At 72.6% G+C, this 20,321-nt stretch carries 17 protein-coding genes; 10 read left to right on the forward strand and 7 right to left on the reverse strand.

The features are described 5' to 3' along the window. The first annotated feature begins 18 nt into the window (after window positions 1-18). The 3 genes from AC5Y43_RS04810 to AC5Y43_RS04820 all read left to right on the forward strand — a co-directional run bounded on the left by AC5Y43_RS04810 (window position 19) and on the right by AC5Y43_RS04820 (window position 3,286). Complete coding sequence (locus AC5Y43_RS04810) at window positions 19-1,062, forward strand: DUF3152 domain-containing protein (protein ID WP_499969880.1); 1,044 nt, start codon at window positions 19-21, stop codon at window positions 1,060-1,062. A gap of 93 nt (window positions 1,063-1,155) precedes the next feature. Further along, on the forward strand, window positions 1,156-2,340 hold the full coding sequence (gene moeZ, locus AC5Y43_RS04815) for an adenylyltransferase/sulfurtransferase MoeZ (protein WP_499969881.1): 1,185 nt from the start codon (window positions 1,156-1,158) through the stop codon (window positions 2,338-2,340). A 91-nt stretch (window positions 2,341-2,431) separates the two neighbouring features. Continuing rightward, the gene (locus AC5Y43_RS04820; protein ID WP_499969882.1) at window positions 2,432-3,286 is read left to right on the forward strand and encodes a TIGR02569 family protein; all 855 of its coding nucleotides are present in this window, start codon (window positions 2,432-2,434) and stop codon (window positions 3,284-3,286) included. Here AC5Y43_RS04820 and AC5Y43_RS04825 read toward each other — a convergent pair. Genes AC5Y43_RS04825 through AC5Y43_RS04835 form a run of 3 tightly spaced genes read right to left on the reverse strand, consistent with a single transcriptional unit; the run spans window position 3,283 to window position 4,614 of the window. After that, on the reverse strand, window positions 3,283-3,579 hold the full coding sequence (locus AC5Y43_RS04825) for an MGMT family protein (RefSeq protein ID WP_499969884.1): 297 nt from the start codon (window positions 3,577-3,579) through the stop codon (window positions 3,283-3,285). The two genes, AC5Y43_RS04820 and AC5Y43_RS04825, sit on opposite strands and share 4 nt — an antisense overlap. A gap of 2 nt (window positions 3,580-3,581) precedes the next feature. Then, window positions 3,582-4,376, reverse strand: coding sequence for an alpha/beta fold hydrolase (locus AC5Y43_RS04830; RefSeq protein WP_499969885.1), 795 nt, complete (start codon window positions 4,374-4,376; stop codon window positions 3,582-3,584). Between the two features lie 46 nt (window positions 4,377-4,422). Then, entirely contained in the window at window positions 4,423-4,614 is a 192-nt protein-coding gene (locus tag AC5Y43_RS04835; RefSeq protein WP_499970436.1) for an Rv3202a family protein, read from the reverse strand. A gap of 93 nt (window positions 4,615-4,707) precedes the next feature. Between AC5Y43_RS04835 and AC5Y43_RS04840 the strand changes: the two genes are divergently transcribed. The 4 genes from AC5Y43_RS04840 (at window position 4,708) to nudC (ending at window position 13,257) form a co-directional block, all read left to right on the forward strand. Continuing rightward, window positions 4,708-7,824 (forward strand): ATP-dependent helicase, encoded by a 3,117-nt coding sequence (locus AC5Y43_RS04840; protein ID WP_499969886.1) that lies wholly within the window; start codon window positions 4,708-4,710, stop codon window positions 7,822-7,824. Continuing rightward, complete coding sequence (locus AC5Y43_RS04845) at window positions 7,821-11,117, forward strand: ATP-dependent helicase (RefSeq protein ID WP_499969888.1); 3,297 nt, start codon at window positions 7,821-7,823, stop codon at window positions 11,115-11,117. Before AC5Y43_RS04840 ends, AC5Y43_RS04845 begins: the two co-directional genes overlap by 4 nt. A 61-nt stretch (window positions 11,118-11,178) precedes the next feature. After that, a complete protein-coding gene (locus AC5Y43_RS04850) occupies window positions 11,179-12,249 on the forward strand; it encodes a potassium channel family protein (protein WP_499969889.1) in 1,071 nt (356 codons plus the stop codon). A gap of 84 nt (window positions 12,250-12,333) precedes the next feature. After that, window positions 12,334-13,257 (forward strand): NAD(+) diphosphatase, encoded by a 924-nt coding sequence (nudC, locus tag AC5Y43_RS04855; RefSeq protein ID WP_499969891.1) that lies wholly within the window; start codon window positions 12,334-12,336, stop codon window positions 13,255-13,257. Window positions 13,258-13,263: 6 nt separating this feature from the next. On the opposite strand, the gene mrx1 is transcribed toward nudC, so the two are convergent. Continuing rightward, window positions 13,264-13,515 (reverse strand): mycoredoxin Mrx1, encoded by a 252-nt coding sequence (gene mrx1 / locus AC5Y43_RS04860; RefSeq protein WP_499969893.1) that lies wholly within the window; start codon window positions 13,513-13,515, stop codon window positions 13,264-13,266. Window positions 13,516-13,612: 97 nt separating this feature from the next. Here mrx1 and AC5Y43_RS04865 point away from each other — a divergent pair, with 97 nt between their 5' ends. Beyond that, on the forward strand, window positions 13,613-15,718 hold the full coding sequence (locus AC5Y43_RS04865) for an ATP-dependent DNA helicase UvrD2 (protein ID WP_499969895.1): 2,106 nt from the start codon (window positions 13,613-13,615) through the stop codon (window positions 15,716-15,718). A gap of 374 nt (window positions 15,719-16,092) precedes the next feature. After that, window positions 16,093-16,359: a WhiB family transcriptional regulator gene (locus AC5Y43_RS04870; RefSeq protein WP_499969897.1), complete on the forward strand. Its 267-nt coding sequence runs from the start codon at window positions 16,093-16,095 to the stop codon at window positions 16,357-16,359. Window positions 16,360-16,436: 77 nt separating this feature from the next. On the opposite strand, the gene AC5Y43_RS04875 is transcribed toward AC5Y43_RS04870, so the two are convergent. After that, complete coding sequence (locus AC5Y43_RS04875; RefSeq protein ID WP_499969899.1) at window positions 16,437-17,780, reverse strand: macrolide-binding ATPase MABP-1; 1,344 nt, start codon at window positions 17,778-17,780, stop codon at window positions 16,437-16,439. 65 nt (window positions 17,781-17,845) lie between these two features. Between AC5Y43_RS04875 and AC5Y43_RS04880 the strand changes: the two genes are divergently transcribed. Beyond that, complete coding sequence (locus AC5Y43_RS04880) at window positions 17,846-18,019, forward strand: hypothetical protein (RefSeq protein WP_499969901.1); 174 nt, start codon at window positions 17,846-17,848, stop codon at window positions 18,017-18,019. Window positions 18,020-18,028: 9 nt separating this feature from the next. Here AC5Y43_RS04880 and AC5Y43_RS04885 read toward each other — a convergent pair whose 3' ends face one another. Both AC5Y43_RS04885 and AC5Y43_RS04890 read right to left on the reverse strand, forming a co-directional pair. Next, window positions 18,029-18,910 carry a cyclodehydratase gene (locus AC5Y43_RS04885; protein WP_499969903.1) on the reverse strand — a complete coding sequence of 294 codons (882 nt, stop codon included), beginning with the start codon at window positions 18,908-18,910 and terminating at the stop codon, window positions 18,029-18,031. A 38-nt stretch (window positions 18,911-18,948) separates the two neighbouring features. Continuing rightward, window positions 18,949-20,313, reverse strand: a complete 1,365-nt coding sequence (locus tag AC5Y43_RS04890) for a zinc-dependent metalloprotease (protein WP_499969905.1) — start codon at window positions 20,311-20,313, stop codon at window positions 18,949-18,951. Between the last annotated feature and the right edge of the window lie 8 nt (window positions 20,314-20,321).

Below are 20,321 nucleotides of genomic sequence, written 5' to 3' on the forward strand. Positions count from 1 at the left end.
CTGTGCAATCCTGGGAAAATGACGTCCCAGCGGCCCTCTCACGGCCCCGGCCGGGTTCCGGTGCTGCGCGACGAGTGGCGGGAACCGCTGCGGGCGCTGCGTGACCCGATCGCCCGGGACGCCGGGCGGCCCCGGGTCGACCGGGAGCGATCGCGCCGCTGGCGCAAGCAGACCTGGCTGGGCCGGTTCGTCTCCACCTACGGTTGGCGCGCGTACGCGTTGCCCGCGCTGGCGGTGCTCACCGGGCTGGTGATCTACCAGGCGGTGACCGGCACCGGCGCGCCGAAACCGACGGCGACCCAATCCATCCAGAGCACGCCGGACATCGGCGCGGTGGGCACGTCGATCATGGACGCGCCGCCGCGGGGGCTCGCGGCCTTCGACGCCAACCTGCCGGCCGGTACGCTGCCCGACGGCGGCCCCTTCACCGAGGCGGGCGACAAGACGTGGCACGTGGTGCCCGGCGCGACGCCGCAGATCGGGCAGGGCACCGGCAAGGTGTTCCACTACACCGTCGAGGTCGAAAACGGCATCGACCCCACGATGTTCGGCGGCGACGAGGCCTTCGCCCAGATGGTCGACCAGACGCTGGCCAACCCCAAGGGCTGGACGCACAACCCGCAATTCGCGTTCGTCCGCCTCGACGCCAGCGACCCAAACAACAAGGCGAAGCCCGACTTTCGCATCTCGCTGGTGTCCCCGGTGACGGTGCGCGGCGGCTGCGGCTACGAATTCCGGCTCGAGACGTCGTGCTACAACCCGGTTTACGGCGCCGACCGGCAGGCGCGGGTGTTCATCAACGAGGCGCGCTGGGTGCGCGGGGCCGTGCCCTTCGAGGGCGACATCGGTTCCTATCGGCAGTACGTGATCAACCACGAGGTCGGCCACGCCATCGGGTACGTGCGCCACGAACCCTGCGAGCAGCAGGGCGGCCTCGCGCCGGTGATGATGCAGCAGACGTTCTCCACGGCCAACGACGACGCCGCCAAGTTCGACCCCGACTTCGTCAAGGCCGACGGCAAGGTCTGCCGGTTCAATCCCTGGCCGTATCCGATCGCCTGAGAACCGTTTGCGCCGAGACTGCCGTCAGCGCGTGATTCCGGCCTCAGACGCGATCTGTGTGCAGCCTGGGCGCGCGGGTGCTGTGATGGATAGGTGTCGTCGTCACTGCCACCGCTAGTGGAGCCCGCCGGCGAACTGAGTCGCGATGAGGTGGCCCGCTACAGCCGCCATCTGATCATTCCCGACCTGGGCGCCGACGGGCAGAAGCGGCTGAAGAACGCCCGGGTGCTGGTGATCGGCGCCGGGGGCCTCGGCGCGCCGACGCTGCTGTACCTGGCCGCGGCCGGTGTCGGCACCATCGGCATCGTCGAGTTCGACGTCGTCGAAGAGTCGAATCTGCAGCGCCAGATCATCCACGGGACCGCCGACGTCGGTCGGCCCAAGGCACAGTCGGCGCGCGACTCGATCGCCGCCATCAACCCGCTGGTCGACGTGCGGTTGCACGAATTCCGGCTCGAGCCCGCCAACGCCGTCGACCTGTTCGGCCAGTACGACCTGATCCTCGACGGCACTGACAACTTCGCCACCCGCTACCTGGTCAACGACGCCGCGGTACTGGCGAAAAAGCCGTACGTGTGGGGGTCGATCTACCGCTTCGAGGGCCAGGTGTCGGTGTTCTGGGAGGACGCGCCGGCCGACGAGGGCGGCAATAAGCGCGGCCTGAACTACCGCGACCTCTACCCCGAGCCCCCGCCCCCCGGCCTGGTCCCGTCCTGCGCCGAGGGCGGTGTGCTGGGCGTCATCTGCGCCTCGATCGCGTCGGTGATGTGCACCGAGGCGATCAAGCTGATCACCGGCATCGGCGAGTCGCTGCTGGGCCGGCTGATGATCTACGACGCGCTGGAGATGAGCTACCGCACGATCGGGATCCGCAAGGACCCCGCCAGCCCCAGGATCACCGAACTGATCGACTACGAGGACTTCTGCGGCGCGGCGTCCCCGGAAGCCGCCGCCGATTCCGCCATCACGCCGCGGGAGTTGCGCCAGCTGATGGACTCCGGCACGAAGCTGGCCCTGATCGACGTCCGGGAGCCGGGCGAATGGGACATCAATCACATCGACGGCGCCCAGCTGATCCCGATGTCGTCGATCAGTTCCGGGGAGGGCCTGGCGCGCCTGCCCCACGACCGCACGGCGGTGCTGTACTGCAAGACGGGCGTGCGCTCGGCCGAGGCGCTGGCCGAGGTGAAAAAGGCCGGTTTTTCCGACGCGGTCCATTTGCAGGGCGGGATCGTGGCCTGGGCCAAGCAGATGCAACCCGACATGGTCATGTACTGACCCGAAACCCCAGTTGTGTGGTGGCGACCCGCAGCGCCCGGCTTCGCCGCGCTTGCGGTCGCCACGTGTTGGCCTCGTCTACGCTTTCCGTGTGACTGTCGAGCCACCGCCGGAGCATGTGCTGGCGGCGTTCGGTTTGACCGGTGCGAAGCCCGTTGCCCTGGGGGCCGGCTGGGAGGGCGGCTGGCGATGCGGCGAAGTCGTCCTGTCGATCGTCGCCGACCACGCGCGCGCGGCCTGGTCGGCGCGGGTGCGCGAGACGTTGTTCGTGGACGGCGTGCGCCTGGCCCGGCCGGTGCGCTCGACCGACGGCCGTTACGTGGTGTCGGGGTGGCGGGCGGACACCTTCGTCGCCGGCACCCCGGAGCCCCGCCACGACGAGGTCGTCTCGGCGGCGGTGCGGCTGCACGAGGCGACCGGCAAGCTGGAGCGCCCCCGCTTCCTGACCCAGGGACCCACCGCGCCGTGGAGCGACGTCGACGTCTTCATCGCCGCCGATCGCGCCGCGTGGGAGGAGCGGCCGCTGGCGTCGGTGCCGCCGGGTGCGCGGACCGCGCCGTCGACCGCCGACGGCGAACGTTCGATCGAGCTGATCAACCAGCTCGCCTCGCTGCGCAAGCCCACCAAGAGCGCCAACCAGCTGGTGCACGGAGACCTTTACGGCACAGTGCTTTTCGTGGGCACCGCGGCGCCGGGAATCACCGATATCACCCCGTACTGGCGCCCGGCGTCGTGGGCCGCGGGCGTCGTCGTCGTCGACGCGCTGTCCTGGGGAGAGGCCGACGACGGACTCATCGAACGCTGGAACGCGCTTCCGGAGTGGCCGCAGATGTTGTTGCGGGCGTTGATCTTTCGCCTGGCGGTGCACGCCCTGCACCCGCGGTCGACCGCCGAAGCGTTCCCGGGCCTGGCCCGCACCGCGGCGCTGGTCCGGCTGGTGCTTTAAAACTCGTAGCGGACCTCGTTCAGCGCGACCCTGCCGTCGACGGCCAGCACGCCTTCGGCGCGCAGGTGCTCCAGCTGCCGGGTGGTCAAGTGCCGCGCGGGGCGGCCCGACGCGGTGATGACGCGGTGCCAGGGCAGATCCGAGGAATCGGTGCGCATGATCCACCCGACGATGCGCGGGCTGGAAAGCCCTGCGGCGGAGGCGATGTCGCCGTAGGTGGCGACCCGGCCGGAGGGGATCGCCGCGACCAGCGCGCGCACCCGCTCGACCTGTTCGTCGGTCACCGGCGCCACTCTCAGCGGGGTCCCGTCAGCTCGCGGACCAGCGCCGCCACCTCGTCGGGCCGGGCGTAGGGCACCATGTGGTTGCACTCGAAATCCAGCAGCCGGAAGTCGGTTCCCAGCCGCTGCCGCAGCCCCGCGATCAGGCGTTCGCCGACATACGGCGGGGACGTCAGCGTGGCGCGCACCAGCACCGTGGCCGTCCCGGGGGGCGGCAGCACGGCGTCGCGGGCCAGCTCGCTCCAGTACGACATCATCGCCGGCGGGCTCACCCGCCAGCCGTATCGCCCGTTGGGCAGCTCGACGAGGTGCTCGGCGATCTCGGTGTCGAGCCATCTCGGGTCCACGTCGGACCACGAGCCGTGCACCTTCTCCGCGCGCGCTTCGTCGGGGTGCGGGTAGTCGGGGGAGCAGAACATCGCCTGGGCGATGTCGCGCATCCAGCCCCCGTCCAGGCCGACCGCCGGGTCGAGCAGCAGCAGCGCCGCCACCCGGTCCGGGCGCGCGGCGGCCAGCTGCATCGCCAGCGCCCCGCCGAACGAGTGGCCGACCACCAGCACCGGCGCACCTCCTTCGGCGGCCTCCTCGTCGAGCAGCGCGGCCAGCGCCGCGACGTTGGCGTCGATGGTCCACGGCGCCGCCCACGACGACCGCCCGTGGCCCAGCAGATCGGGTGCGGCGACGGCGAATTCGGGCAGGTAGCCGGCCAGCTGCCGCCAGCGACCCCCGTAACCGGTCAGCCCGTGCAGGGCGAGCAGCCGCATTGGACCCGCCGGGCCGTAGCGGTGCACGTGTAGGTCGGCGGTCACCCGTCGATGGTGCCAGTCGCCGGTTCGGGCGCCGCCGGTGCCCGGCTTAGTCGTCCCGGTCGTCGTCGGCGACGGGGACGACGAAAGCCTGCTCGATCACGTCGGCCTCGTTGGCCTCGCGAGCCGCGGCGTCGGCATCGACGTAGGCGGCGTCCAAACCGGCCTCGTCTTCGACCGCTCTGTGTTGATCGGCCGCGTCCGCCTCGGGCACTCCGTCATCTGGGCCAGCAGACACGATGTTCGATCCCTCCTCGGCTGGTGTTGGGGGTTTTCTGATTCCAGTATCCAGCGGCCGCGCCGAGTTGTCAGACCCCCGTGGTTGCATGCAGCCATGCCACACACCTGGAGCGACGAGGCCGGTGCCGCCCTGGCGCCCGGCGTGCGTGGGCGGGTGCGTGTCCTGGGCGGGCCGGGCACCGGCAAGAGCGCGCTGCTCGTCGACGCCGCGGTCGCCCAGATCGGCGCCGGTGTCGATCCGGAATCGGTTCTGCTGCTTACCGGTTCGGGCCGGCTGGGGATGCGCGCGCGCAGCGCGTTGACGACGGCGTTGCTGGGCGCCACCGGCCGCGGCCGGACCGCGGTGCGCGAGCCGTTGGTGCGCACCGTGCACAGCTACGCCTACGCCGTGTTGCGCCGGGCCGCCGAGCGGGCCGGTGACCCGCCCCCGCGGCTGGTCACCAGCGCCGAACAGGACGCCGTCATCCGGGAGCTGCTGGCCGGTGACCTCGAGGACGGCGCCCGCGCGGCGAGCGCCTGGCCGCCCGAGCTGCGACCCGCCCTGAGTACCGCCGGCTTCGCCACCGAACTGCGAAACCTGTTGGCGCGCTGCGCCGAACGCGGGGTCGACCCGCAGGAACTGGAGCGCCTCGGCCGCCGGTGCCGGCGCCAGGAATGGGTGGCCGCCGGGCAGTTCGCGCGACAGTACGAGCAGGTGATGCTGCTGCGCGCGGCGGTCGGCGCGGCGGCCCCGCAGGCCACGGCGCCGGCGCTGGGCGCCGCCGAGCTGGTGGGCGCGGCGCTGGAGGCCTTCGCGGTCGACCCCGAGCTGCTGGCGGCCGAACGCGCCCGGGTCCGCGTGCTGCTGGTCGACGACGCCCAGCAGCTCGACCCGCAGGCGGCGCGCCTGGTTCGGGTGCTGGCCGCGGGCGCCGAGGTCACGCTGGTCGCCGGTGACCCCAACCAGGCGGTGTTCGGCTTCCGGGGCGGTGAGGCATCCGGGCTGTTGGCCGACGATTCGCCGGCGGTGACGCTGACGGTGTCGCATCGCTGCGCGCCTGCCGTGGCGCGCGCGGTCAGCGGCGTCGCGAGCCGGCTGCCCGGCGGCGGCGCCGGCCGGCGCATCGACGGTACCGGGGCCGAGGAGGGATCCGTCACCGTGCGCCTGGCCGCCTCGGGGCATGCCGAGGCCGCGATGATCGCCGACGCGCTGCGGCGCGCGCATCTGGTCGACGGGGTGCCGTGGTCGCAGATGGCGGTCGTCGTCCGGTCGGTGCCGCGGGCCGGCGCGCGGTTGCCGCGCGCACTGGCCGCCGCAGGCGTGCCGGTGGCCGCGACCGCATCGGGCGGACCGTTGTCCGACGAGCCCGCGGCCCGCGCTCTGCTCACCGTGCTGGCCGCCACCGCCGACGGGCTCGACGGCGAGCGGGCACTGGCGTTGCTGACCGGGCCGATCGGCCGCGTCGATCCGGTGTCGCTGCGCCGGCTGCGCCGGACGCTGCAGCGGGCCCGCCCCGACCGGGCGCCGGGCGACGTCGGGGCGCTGCTGGTCGAGGCCCTGCACGCCGACGCGCCACGCCCCGGCCCCCTGCGCCGGGTGCGCGCGGTGCTGGACGCCGCCGTGCGCTGCCACCGCGACGGGCAAGACCCGCGCTACACCCTGTGGGCGGCCTGGCACCGCTCCGGTCTGCAGCGCCGCTGGCTGTCCGCCGCCGAGCGCGGGGGATCCGCCGGCACGCAGGCCACCCGGGACCTGGCGGTGGTGACCGCACTGTTCGACATCACCGATCACTACGTGTCGCGCACCCCGGGCGCGTCGTTGCGCGGGCTCGTCGAGCACGTCGCGGCCCTTCAGCTGCCCCGCGCCAACCCCGAAGCGTCGGGGGCCGAGCAGGTCCGGGTGCTCAGCGCGCACGCCGCGCTGGGACACGAATGGGACCTCGTGGTCATCGCCGGTTTGCAGGAAGGGTTGTGGCCCAACACCGTTCCGCGCGGCGGCGTGCTGGGCACCCAGCGGTTGCTCGACGCGCTGGACGGCGTCACCGAGGACGCGTCGGTGCGGGCGCCGCTGCTGGCCGAGGAGCGCAGGCTGCTGGTGGCGGCCATGGGCCGCGCCCGGCGCCGGCTACTGGTGACGGCCATCGACGGCGACGCGGGCGGGGCCGGCGGGGAGGCCGCGGTTCCCTCGGCGTTCGTTGCCGAAATTGCGCAGTGGGCAGACAGTGACGACCTCGAGCCCGTTGACGCGCAACCGGACTCGGCACCACGGGTGTTGTCCGCGGCCGCGCTGGTCGGTCGGCTGCGCGGTGTCGTGTGCGCCCCCCCGGGCACCGTGGGCGAGACCGGGCGCCGCTGCGCGGCAACGCAATTGGCGCGGCTGGCCAAGGCCGGGGTGCCGGGCGCCGACCCGGCCGGATGGCACGGCCTGATACCGGTCAGCACCACTGAACCGCTGCGGGGTGCCGGCGAGCAGGATGTCGTGACGCTGAGCCCCTCGACCCTGCAGACGCTCACCGACTGCCCGCTGCGCTGGCTGGCCGAACGCCACGGCGGCACCGACGCGCGGGACCTGCGCTCCGCCATCGGCTCGGTGCTGCACGCGCTGATCGCCGAGCCGGGCAAGACGGAGACGCAATTGCTGGCCGACCTGGAGCGCGCCTGGCGGCACCTGCCCTTCGACGCCCCGTGGCATGCGGCCAATGAGCTGTCCCGCCACCGCGCCATGATCGGGGCGTTCCTCGAGTGGCGGGCGCACACCCGCGGCGAACTCACCGAGGTCGGCGTCGAGGTCGGCGTCGACGGAACCCTCCCCACGCCGAACGGCGGCGAGATCCGGTTGCGCGGGCGGGTCGACCGGCTGGAGCGCGACGCGGCCGGGCGGCTGGTCATCGTCGACATCAAGACCGGCAAGACGCCGGTCAGCAAGGACGACGCGCAACAGCACGCACAGCTGGCGATGTACCAGCTGGCGGTGGCCGAGGGGCTGATTCCGGAGGGTACCGAGCCCGGCGGCGCGCGGCTGGTGTACGTGGGCAAGACGGGCGCCGGCGGCGCCACCGTGCGCGAGCAGGACCCGCTGACTGCCGCGGCCCGGGACGAGTGGCGCGACCTCGTCCGGCGTGCGGCCGGCGCGACGGCCGGGCCGCAGTTCGTCGCCCGGCGCAACGACGGCTGCGCGCACTGCCCGATCCGGCCGAGCTGCCCGGCCCACGCCGACGGGTCGGCACCGTGAATCCCCGGCACAGCCCGGCCGAATTGGCCTGCGCGCTAGGGCTTTTGCCGCCGACCGACGAGCAGGCCGCGGTCATCGCCGCGCCGCCCGGCCCGCTGGTCGTCATCGCCGGCGCCGGCGCCGGCAAGACCGAGACGATGGCCGCGCGGGTGGTGTGGCTGGTCGCCAACGGCTACGCCGAGCCCGGCCAGGTGCTGGGGCTGACGTTCACCCGTAAGGCCGCCGCCCAGCTGTTGCGCCGCGTCCGGTCCCGGCTGGCGCGCCTGGCCGGCCTGACCTCCGCCGGCCCCGCCGTCGTGGCGGCCGCCGAACCCGGCGGCGCCCCGGTGGTCAGCACCTATCACGCCTTCGCCGGCTCGCTGCTGCGCGAGCACGGCCTGTTGTTGCCCGTCGAGCCCGACACCCGGCTGCTCGGGGAGACCGAGCTGTGGCAGCTGGCCTTCGAGGTCGTCAACGGCTACCGCGGCGAGCTGCGCACCGACAAGACCCCGGCCGCGGTCACCTCGATGGTGCTGCGGCTGTGGGGCCAGCTGGCCGAACACCTGGTGGACACCCGCCAGCTCCGCGACACCCACGTCGAGCTGGAACGGCTCGTCCACGGCCTGCCGGCCGGCCCCTACCAGCGCGACCGCGGCCCCAACCAGTGGCTGCTGCGGTTGCTGGCCACCCAGACCCAGCGCGCCGAACTGGTACCGCTGCTCGACGCGCTGCACGAGCGCATGCGCGCCGCGAAGGTGATGGACTTCGGCGCCCAGATGGCCTCGGCGGCGCGGTTGGCCGTGGCCTTCCCGCAGGTGGGTCAGGAGCTGCGCAGCCGCTACCGGGTGGTGCTGCTCGACGAGTACCAGGACACCGGGCACGCCCAGCGCGTCGCGCTGTCGGCGCTGTTCGGCGGCGGAGTCGACGACGGGCTCGCCCTGACGGCCGTCGGCGACCCGATCCAGTCGATCTACGGCTGGCGCGGCGCCTCGGCCACCAACCTCCCGCGGTTCGCCACCGACTTCCCGCGTTCCGACGGCACCCCGGCGCCGGTGCTCGAGCTGCGGACGAGCTGGCGCAACCCCCCGGAGGTGCTGCGGGTGGCCAACGCCGTCTCCGCCGAGGCGCGGCGGCGGTCGGTGGCGGTGCGCGCGCTGCGCCCCCGGCCCGACGCCGCGCCCGGCACCGTACGCTGCGCGTTGCTCGCCGACGTGGGCGCCGAACGCGAGTGGATCGCCGACCAACTCGACCGGCACTACCGGCAGGCACGTGCCGACGGCGTCCCCCCGCCGACCGCCGCGGTGCTGGTGCGCCGCAACGCCGACGCCGCCCCGGTCGCCGACGCCCTTCGCGCGCGCGGAATTCCGGTCGAGGTGGTCGGTCTGGCCGGGCTGCTGGCCATCCCCGAGGTCGCCGACGTCGTGGCGATGCTGCGGCTGGTCGCCGACCCGACCGCCGGCGCGGCGGCGATGCGGGTGCTGACGGGCCCGCGCTTGCGCCTCGGCGGCCGGGACATCGCCGCGCTGTGGCGGCGGGCGGTCGCCCTCGCCGGCACGCGCCCGGCCGCCACGCCGTCGCCCGAGTCGATCGCGATGGCGGCCGGCCCGGACTCGGACGCGCCGTGCCTGGCCGACGCGATCAGCGATCCCGGCCCGGCCGATTCGTACTCGGCGTTGGGTCATCGACGCATCACCGCGCTGGCCGCCGAACTGCACACCCTGCGCGCCCATCTCGGCCATTGCCTGCCCGACCTGGTCGCCGAGGTGCGTCGCGCGCTGGGCGTCGACTGCGAGGTCCGGGCGGCCGCGGGGCCTGGGCGGCCCTGGGCCGGCGCCGAGCACCTCGACGCGTTCGCCGACGTCGTCGCCGGCTACGCCGAACGCACGGCGGCAGACGCGTCGGCGGGCGCCTCGGTGGCCGGCCTGCTGGCCTACCTCGACGCCGCCGAGACCGTCGAGAACGGCTTGGCGTCCGCCCCGTCGACGGTCGCGCGGGACCGGGTCCAGGTCCTCACCGTGCACTCCGCGAAGGGCCTGGAGTGGCAGGTGGTCGCCGTGGCGCACCTGTCGGGCGGAATCTTCCCGTCGACGGCGTCGCGCAGCAGTTGGCTCACCGACGCCGCCGAGCTTCCCCCGCTGCTGCGCGGGGACCGCGCCTCGGCGGGCTCGCTGGGTGTCCCGGTGCTGGACACCTCGACCGTCACCAACCGAAAGCAGTTGTCCGACACCATCTTCGAGCATCGTCGCCGCCTCGAGCAGCGACGCGTCGACGAGGAGCGCCGGCTGCTGTACGTGGCCATCACCCGCGCCGAGGACACCCTGCTCGTCTCCGGGCATCACTGGGGATCCACCGGCGTCAAACCGCGGGGCCCGTCGGAATTCCTGTCCGAGCTCAAGGACATCATCGACGGTTCGGCCGCGGCCGGCGATCCGTGCGGGGTGGTGGAGCAGTGGGCGTCCGACCCCGCCGACGGTGAGCCAAACCCCTTGCGTGACAACGTTATCGAGGCTCAGTGGCCCGTCGACCCGCTGGGCGCGCGCCGCGGTGACGCCGAAGCGGGCGCGGCGCTGGTGCGCCACGCCATGTCGGGCGACATCGAGGGGGCCGGCACCGGCGGCCTCGACGTCGAAGGCTGGGCCGCCGACGTCGACGCGTTGCTGGCCGAGCGGGCGCGCGCGGAGCGCCCGCCGGCCCGCGCGCTGCCCAGCCAGCTCTCGGTCAGCGGGCTGGTCGATCTGGCCCGCGACCCGGCCGGGGCCGTGCAGCGGCTGGTGCACCGGCTGCCCACCCGCCCCGACCCGCACGCGTTGCTCGGCAACGCTTTTCACGCCTGGGTGCAGAAATTCTACGGCGCCGACTCGCTGTTCGATCTGGGCGACCTGCCGGGAGCGGCGGACTCCGACGTCGGCGACCCCGCGGAATTGGCCGCGCTGCAGGCCGCGTTCACCCAATCGCGTTGGGCGGCACGCACCCCGGTTGCCGTCGAGGTGCCCTTCGAAATGCCGATCGGCGACACCGTGGTCCGTGGCCGCATCGACGCGGTGTTCGCCGACCCCGACGGTGGCGCCACCGTGGTGGACTGGAAGACCGGCGAGCCCCCGCGCGGCGCGGAGGCCCTGCGGCAGGCCGCCGTCCAGCTCGCGGTGTACCGCCTGGCGTGGGCCGCGCTGGCCGGGGTCCCGGAAGCGTCGGTGCGCACCGCGTTCCACTACGTGCGCACCGGTAGGACGATCACCCCCGCCGAACTGCCGGACCTCGCCGAGCTGGCCGCGCTGGCGACCGATTCCGCCGACGACCGCGCCGCCCGTGTCTGACGTGGTTACATTTGACTCGTGCGTGCGCCGTGGGGTGGGTTCGATGCGGTAACGGATTTCCGTGGCCAAAGGTAGCTGGCGGCGGCTGGGCCGTCTCGACGAGCGGTTGACCGTCCAGCCCAGTTACGCGCTCGTCGGCGTGCTGCGCATTCCCCAGGGGCAGGCCGGTCCGGCCCGCATCATCACTCGTCGGGTGGCCATCGCGATCGCGGCGTTGTTCATCGGCGCCATCACCGTCTACCTCGACCGCGACGGATACCACGACGCGCAGGGCGACCGGCTGACGTTTCTGGATTGCCTGTACTACTCGGCGGTGACGCTGTCGACGACGGGCTACGGCGACATCACGCCCATCTCGGAGTTCGCGCGCGCGATGAACGTCTTGGTCGTCACGCCGCTGCGCATCGCGTTCCTGATCTTGTTGGTCGGCACCACCCTCGAGGTCGTCACCGAGACGTCCCGGCAGGCGTGGAAGATCCAGCGTTGGAGGAGCAGAGTGCGCAACCACACGATCGTGATCGGCTACGGCACCAAGGGCAAAACCGCGGTCGGGGCGATGCTCGGGGACGAGGTCCCCCCGGCCGAAATCGTCGTCGTCGACACCGATCAGGCCGCCCTCGACCGGGCCGCATCCGCCGGGCTGGTCACCGTCCACGGCGACGCGACGAAGTCCGACGTGCTGCGACTGGCCGGCGCCCAGCACGCGGCATCGATCATCATCGCGTCCAGCCGCGACGACACCGCCGTGCTGGTCACGCTGACGGCGCGGGAGATCTCGCCCAGGGCCAAGATCGTGGCGTCGATCCGGGAGGCCGAAAACCAGCACCTGTTGCGGCAATCGGGCGCGGACTCGGTGGTGGTCTCCTCGGAAACCGCCGGCCGGCTGCTCGGCCTGGCCACCACCACGCCCAGCGTCGTGGAGATGATCGAGGATCTGTTGACCCCCGACGCCGGGCTGGCCATCGCCGAGCGCGAGGTCGAGCAGGCCGAAATCGGCGGATCCCCAAGGCATCTGCGCGACATCGTGCTCGGCGTGGTGCGCGACGGTCGCCTGCTGCGCATCGGCGCCCCCGAGGCGGACGCGATCGAGGCCAGCGACCGGCTGCTCTACGTCCGACAGGCGGGCAATTAGTGGCGATCGCAAGCGCGGCGAAGCCGGGCGCTGGGGTACCCCCGCGAAGCTGGGGGACGGGTCGCCCCGGAGGAAACTAGCCCCATGGACTTCCAGCTGCGCGACATCCCGGTGCTCTCGCGCGTGGGCGCGGACCGGGCCGACCAGCTGCGCACCGACGTCGACGCGGCGATGGCGGGTTGGGCGGACGCGGCGCTGCTGCGGGTGGATTCGCGCAACCAGGTGTTGGTCACCGACGGCCGGGTGGTGCTGGGCGCCGCGGCCGCGCTGGCCGACAAGCCGCCCAAAGATGCCGTATTCCTGGGCCGCATCGAGGGTGCCCGCCACGTGTGGGCCATCCGCGGCGCGCTGCAGGCGCCCGAGGACCCCGATGTCAAAGCCGAGGTGGTGAACCTGCGCAGCCTCGGCCCGATCTTCGACGACACCAGCAGCCAACTCGTGTCCTCGGCGATCGCGCTGCTGAATTGGCATGACAGCGCGCGCTTCAGCGCGGTGGACGGCTCCCCGACGCGCCCGGCCCGCGGCGGCTGGTCCCGGGTCAACCCGGTCAGCGGCCACGAGGAGTTCCCGCGCATCGACCCCGCGGTGATCTGCCTGGTCCACGACGGCGGTGACCGGGCGGTGCTGGCGCGCCAGGCGGTGTGGCCCGAGCGGATGTTCTCGCTGCTGGCCGGATTCGTCGAAGCCGGTGAGTCTTTCGAGGTGTGCGTCGCCCGCGAGATCCGCGAGGAGGTCGGCCTGACCGTGCGCGATGTGCGCTACCTGGGCAGCCAGCCGTGGCCGTTCCCGCGGTCGCTGATGGTCGGTTTCCACGCGCTGGGCGACCCGGACGAAGAGTTCTCGTTCAACGACGGCGAGATCGCCGAGGCGCAATGGTTCACCCGCGACGAGGTGCGCACGGCCCTGGCGGCCGGCGATTGGAGCAGCGCATCAGACTCGAAACTCCTGCTGCCCGGGTCGATTTCGATCGCGCGCGTGATCATCGAGTCCTGGGCCGGGCTCGACTGAGCAGGCTCAGCCGGCGGCGGCGAGCTTCGCCTTGACCTGCGCCGCGCTTGGATTCGTCAGCGTGGACCCGTCGGCGAACTTCACCGTCGGGACCGTCCTGTTGCCGCCGTTGACCGAACCGACGAACTCCGCGGCCGCCGGATCCTGCTCGATGTCGACCTCGTCGTAGGAGATCCCGTCGGAGTTGAGCACCGTCTTGAGCCGGTGGCAGAACCCACACCAGGACGTCGTGTAAACGGTGAGCGCAGCGTCGGTCATAGCCCGGTCAACATACCCGACGCACCACGCATTCCTTGCAGTGCCTGGCCGGGGCGCCGCGCCCCCTTTGTCGGCGGCTACTGCCACTATGGGAGCCATGCCGCTGGTCGCTGACGCACTGACCGCCGAGCTCGACGACGAGCAGCGCGAAGCCGTGCTGGCCCCTCGGGGACCGGTCTGCGTGCTCGCCGGCGCGGGAACGGGCAAGACCCGCACCATCACGCACCGCATCGCCCAGCTCGTCGCGAGCGGCCACGTCGCCGCCGGCCAGGTCCTGGCGGTCACGTTCACCCAGCGCGCGGCGGGGGAGATGCGCTCCAGGCTGCGCACGCTCGCCGGCGACACCGGGTCGGGCGTCGGCGCCGTGCAGGCCATGACCTTCCACGCCGCGGCGCACCGCCAGCTGCGCTACTTCTGGCCGCGGGTGGTCGGCGACACCGGCTGGCAGCTGCTCGACACCAAGTTCGCCGTCGTGGCCCGGGCGGCCAGCCGCTGCCGGCTCAACGTCAGCACCGACGACGTGCGCGACCTGGCCGGCGAGATCGAGTGGGCCAAGGCCTCGCTCATCGGCCCCGAGCAGTACGCGGGCGCCGTCGCCGAAGCTGGCCGCGACCTTCCGCGGGAGGCCCAGCAGATCGCGGCCGTCTATTCGGCCTACGAGGCCCTCAAGGTCCGCGACGAATCGCTGGCGCTGCTCGACTTCGACGACCTGCTGCTGCACACCGCGGCCGCGATCGAGAACGACCCCGCCGTCGCCGAGGAGTTCCGCGACCGCTACCGCTGCTTCGTCGTCGACGAGTACCAGGACGTCACCCCGCTGCAGCAGCGCGTGCTGGCGGCGTGGCTGGGCGACCGCGACGACCTGACCGTCGTCGGCGACGCCAACCAGACCATCTACTCGTTCACCGGCGCCACGCCCCGCTTCCTGCTCGACTTCTCGCGCCGCTATCCCGACGCGACGGTGGTGCGCCTGGAACGCGACTACCGCTCCACCCCGCAAGTGGTGTCGCTGGCCAACCAGGTGATCGCCGCGGCGCGCGGGCGCGTCGCCGGCAGCAAGCTGCAGCTGTCGGGTCAGCGCCCGCCCGGCCCGGCGCCGTCGTTCGGCGAGCATCCCGACGAAACCGCCGAGGCCGCCGCCGTCGCCAAATCGATCGCCCGGCTGATCGAATCCGGTACCGCGCCGTCCGAGGTCGCGGTGCTCTACCGGGTCAACGCGCAGTCCGAGGTCTACGAGGAAGCCCTGACCGAGGCGGGCATCACCTACCAGATCCGCGGCGGGGAGGGGTTTTTCAACCGCCAGGAGATCAGGCAGGCGCTGCTGGCGCTGCAGCGGGCGGCCGAGCGCGGCTCCGAGGCGGCCGAAACCCCATTGCCGGAGGTCGTGCGCGCCGTGCTGGAGCCGCTGGGGCTGACGGCCGAGCCGCCGGCGGGCAGCCGCGCCCGGGACCGCTGGGAGGCGCTGGGCGGGCTGGCGGAGCTGGTCGACGACGAGGTGGCGCAGCGCCCGCAGCTCGACCTGCCGGGGCTGGTGGCCGAGCTGCGCCTGCGCGCCGACGCCCGGCACCCACCCGTCGTGCAGGGCGTCACGCTGGCGTCGCTGCACGCGGCGAAGGGACTCGAGTGGGACGCGGTGTTTTTGGTCGGGCTGGCCGACGGCACCCTGCCCATCTCGCACGCGCTGGCCCACGGCCCCGACAGCGAGGCCGTCGAGGAGGAGCGCCGCCTGCTCTACGTCGGAATCACCCGGGCGCGCGTGCATCTCGCGCTCAGCTGGGCGCTGGCGCGCAGCCCGGGGGGGCGCCAGAGCCGCAAGCCGTCGCGGTTCCTCAACGGCATCGCCCCGCAGGCCCGCGCCGACTCCGCGCCGGCCCGGTCGCGCCGCACCCGCGGCGCCGCGACGCGCTGCCGGATCTGCAACGACAGCCTGACCACGCCGGCGGCCATCATGCTGCGCCGGTGCGAGACGTGCGCGGCCGACATCGACGAGGAATTGCTGCTGCGGCTCAAGGAGTGGCGCCTCGAGGTCGCCAAGGAGCAAAAGGTGCCCGCGTACGTCGTGTTCAGCGACAACACGCTCATCGCGATCGCCGAGCTGCTGCCCGGCGACGAGACGGCCCTGATCGCGATCCCGGGGATCGGCGCGCGCAAGCTCGAACAGTACGGGCCCGACGTGCTGGAGCTGGTTCGGCAATCCCGCTGAGCGCAAACGCGCAGGTCAGAAAATCGGTTGTGGCCGGCAGCGGGTACCATCTACCCTCGAAAGCGCATTTTGCTGCTCGCAAGGGCGCGGAGAGTTCACGGAGAGGAGGGTCGCCACGATGATCACCAATGCGTTCGGTGTACGCGTGGCCGCCGCGGCTCCGACTCGTGCCCTGGCCGCGGCCGCCTCCCATGCCGCCAAGCATCGCGCCGCCGCGACTGGCGCGTCCGTGGATCGGGGACCGATCTAACTAGCCCCAATTTGGCCACGGACCCGAAGTCAGCAAGGATCCGTGGCCATTATTTTTCGGGTGCACACCCCGCAACCTGGTCCGGATCACCACAAAACCCGACCAGGAAGCAGGTGAGCAGGACATGTCGGCACCGCCAGTCCCCAGACCGACGTCGCCGGAGTTGCCATGCCACGCCGGCGATCCCGACCTGTGGTTCGCCGAGACCCCGACCGACCTCGAGCGCGCCAAGACGCTGTGCGCGAGCTGCCCGGTCCGCCGCCAGTGCCTGACGGCCGCGCTGGAACGCGCCGAACCGTGGGGCGTGTGGGGCGGGGAGATCCTCGAGCGCGGATCGGTGGTCAGCTTCAAACGCCCGCGGGGACGCCCCCGCAAGGACGTGGCCGCCTAGCCGTACGCCCAGCCCGCGAAAGTGCAACTGCCGACGCGTTTCTCGAGAGCCGGCGTCGGCAGTTGCACTCTCGCGGACTACACCACCGCGCTGTCGGGCTCGGCGAAGCCGGGGACCAGCTCCTCCGACAGCGCCCGCGTCGGAATGTGGGCGTCCAACTGGCACATGATCGCGACCCCGGACGCGATCACCCGCATCGGGATTGCCAACTTCGGCGGCAGATCCAGCTGCCGCGCCGTGCGGATCTGGGCCACCGACCGGTCGATCTGGCCGACCGTCATCCGCTGCAACCACTTGCGGGTGTAGTGGAAGACCTCGACCTCGACGGGTTCGACGTACTGGCGCAGCATGTCGTCGATGTCGCGCACCGAGACCTGCTGGCCCTTTTGGATGAAGCCGGCCTTCTCCATCGTCGGCATCAGCAGGTCGTAGTTCTTCTCCCGCGCCAGCCGGATCGACATGCCCAGCTCGACCGGGAAGCCGCCCGGCATCGGCGCCACCGCGCCGAAGTCGATGACCCCCATGCGGCCGTCGGGCAGCAGCATGAAGTTCCCCGGGTGGGCGTCGCCGTGGATCATCTCCAGCCGGCGCGGCGCGTCGAAGGTGAGCTCGGCCAGGCGGGTGCCCATCAGGTCGCGCTGCTCGACGGTGCCGGTGCGGATGATCTCGGCCATCGGGATCCCGTCGATCCACTCCTGGATCACCACCTTGGGCGCGCTGGCCACGATGTGCGGCACCACGAAGTGCGGATGGTCCTGGTAGGCCTTGGCAAAGGCCCGCTGGTTGTCGGCCTCCAGCCGATAGTCGAGCTCCATCTCGGTGCGCTCGATCAGCTCGTCGACGATGCCCTGGACGTCCACGCCGGGCGCCAGCTGCTTGACCACCCCGACCATGCGTTTCATGGTCTTGAGGTCGGCGCGCAGCGCCTCGTCGGCGCCCGGGTACTGGATCTTGACGGCCACCTCGCGACCGTCGGCCCACACCGCCTTATGCACCTGGCCGATGCTGGCCGAGGCCATCGGGCTGTCGTCGAACGAGCTGAACCGGGAGCGCCACTTGGTGCCCAGCTGCGCGTCGAGCACCCGGTGCACCTTGTGCGCGGGCATCGGCGGGGCGTCCTTCTGCAGTTTGGTCAGGGCCTCGCGGTACGGCTCGCCGAACTGCTCGGGGATGGCGGCTTCCATCACCGACAGCGCCTGGCCGACCTTCATCGCGCCGCCCTTGAGCTCACCGAGGACGGTGAACAGTTGGTGCGCGGCCTTCTCCATGAGCTCTGCGTTGACTTCGTCCCTGGACTTTCCGGTCAGCCGCTTGCCGTAGCCGAGTGCCGTCCGGCCGGCGATACCGACCGACAGGCCGGCCAGCTTGGCGTTACGCGCGGCGCCGCCGCGTTTGATGTCTGCCACGTACCCATCATCCATGACGCCCGACGCGGCGCGCGGTCGATCCGGCCACAACCGGGATCAGCGGACCTTAGGTTATTGCCATGGCAGCCAAGCAAACGCAGCACGACGCGGCCGAGGCGTTGTTCCGGGCGATCATCGAGACGCTGGACAAGAACCGCAACGAGGGCACCCTGACCGCGCAGGTCCTCGAGGAGCTCGCCCGGGCGTACGCCTCGCTGGCGACCAACGTCCCCGACCAGGGCCGGCTGGGGTAGGCGCGGGCGTCAACACGGGCACAGGGGGTGCTTGGTCCAGCGGCGCGCGACGATCGAGCCGGCGTTGACGTCGAACTCCAGCGTGGCGTTCAGTGCCGCGGGCGGCGTCGGGTCGGGCACCGCCTGTTGGCCGCGCACGGCGGCGATCACCCGGTTGACCTGGCTGAGCGCCAGCGCCGCGGTGGCCAGCAGGGTGGCCCGGTCGGCCACCCCGACGCTGTCGCGCAATTGGGCCGCGATGGCCGGCCAGGCCGCGTCGCGGTCGGCGCGATGCAGGTCAGCGCAGCCCAGGCAGCTGGTCACGCCGGGGATGACGAGCGGGCCCACCAGGCCGGTGCCGTCCCGCACGCGTACCGGCAGGTGCGGCACGCCGCGGGCGTGCAGGTCGCGGACCATCCGGGGGTCGGCGACCAAGTTGTCCGACAGCACCACCAGATCCACCGCCGCCGGCGACACGGCGGCGTGTGGCTGGCTGCTGCGCGCGACCCGCGCCCCCGAACACCGCAACGCCTCGACGAGCAGCTCCGACAGCGGCCCCCGGCCGTGGATGCGGATCGACGCCGCCCGGCCGCGGGGCTGGCGGCACTCGGTCGCCACACCCGCGCCCACCAGCTGAGCGACCAGGCCGGCCAGGCCGTCTGGGTCCTGCAGCCCGCGGTCGACGGCCCGGCGCTGCAGCTCGGATATCGGCGTCGGCGACCGCATGGACCGCAGCAGCGCGGCCAGCTCGGGCGCCGCGAGACCGCCCGGCGGGCGGACCAGCACGGCGCGGCGCGGATCCCAGCCGACCTGTACCGCGCCGTCGGGGCGCAGCAGCACCGGCATCGCCGGGTCCAGCGCATACAGCGAAAGCGTGGGCTTGGGGGCGGCCTGGAACGCGGCCTGAGTCATGGGTGGTGACTGTGCCACGCGCGCGGCGAGTGCCGCGCTCAGTTATCCCCAGCACCGCCGTCGGGGCCGGGGTCCTGCTCGAGCTTGGCGATGGCCTCGTCGATGCCGCTGGTGTCCCCGCCGACGATGCGGTCGATGAACCCCGCCGGCTCGTCGAGGTCGTCGGCGCCGGGCAGCAGGTCCGGGTGTTGCCAGACGGCGTCGCGGTCGTCGGCGCCGGCGGCCTCCGTCAGGCGCTCCCACAGCGCGGCGGCCTCGCGCAGCTTGCGCGGCCGCAGCTCGAGGCCGACGAGCGTCGCGAACGTCTGCTCGGCCGGCCCCCCGCTGGCGCGGCGCCGGCGCAGCGTCTCGGACAAAGCGGCGGTCCCCGGGATCCGGTCGCCCAGGGCCGCGGTGACCACCACCTGCACCCAGCCGTCGATCAACGCCAGCAGCGTTTCGAGGCGCTCCAGCGCCTGCGTCTGGGCCGGCGTCGCCTTCGGCTCGAAAACCCCTTGGCCGAGCAGGTTTTCGATGGCCGCCGGATCCGACAGGGTCGCCGGATTGAAGTCGCGCGCCAGCTCCTCGATGCCGGACATGTCGATCTTCATGCCCCTGGCGTAGGCCTCGACCGCACCCAGCAACTGGCTGGACAGCCACGGCACGTGGGTGAAGAGCCGGTGGTGGGCGGCCTCCCGGGCGGCCAGGAACGTCAGGATTTCGCTGCGCGGCTGCTCGAGCCCGGCGGCGAACGATTCGAGGGCGTCCGGCATGATCGCGGCCACCCCCTTGGGGCCGAGCGGCAGACCGATGTCGGTCGACGTCAGCACCTCGCGGGACAGCCGGCCCAGCGCCTGGCCCAGCTGCGAGCCGAACGCCATCCCGCCCATCTGCGACATCATCGCCAGCAGCGGGCCGGCCATGGTCTTGGCCTCCTCGGGCAGCGACGACGCCCACACCGTCGCGATCTGCTCGGCCATCGGGTCGCACAGCCGCTTCCAGGTCCCGAGGGTGTGGTCGACCCAGTCGCCGGGGCTCCAGCCCGCGGCTTTGGTCGTGCCGGCGGGCAGCGCCGTCGCGCCGTCCAGCCAGGTTTCGGCGAGGCGGACGGCGTCGGCGATCGCCTGGTTCGTCGAGGCCGGGATCGGTGCGACGAACCCGATCGAACTCGACGCGACCCGGCGGGCCAGCTCGTAGTTGACCGGCCCCGACGTCTGCCCGCCCGCCATGACGGTGCCCGCGCTGGAAAACATCTGGCCGAGCTGGGTGAAGATCTGGCCCAAATCGCCCATGCCGAAGGCGCCCAGCGGGTCGGACGCCCCCGAACCGGACTCGGGATCTTTCTTCCCGGGCTGCTCGCGGTCCGGGTCGTCGCCGGAGGAGAAGCCGAAAGGCAGGTCAGCCATGACGTCAACGGTACCCACCGCGCCGG

The organism is Mycobacterium sp. NGS57, from assembly GCF_059812405.1.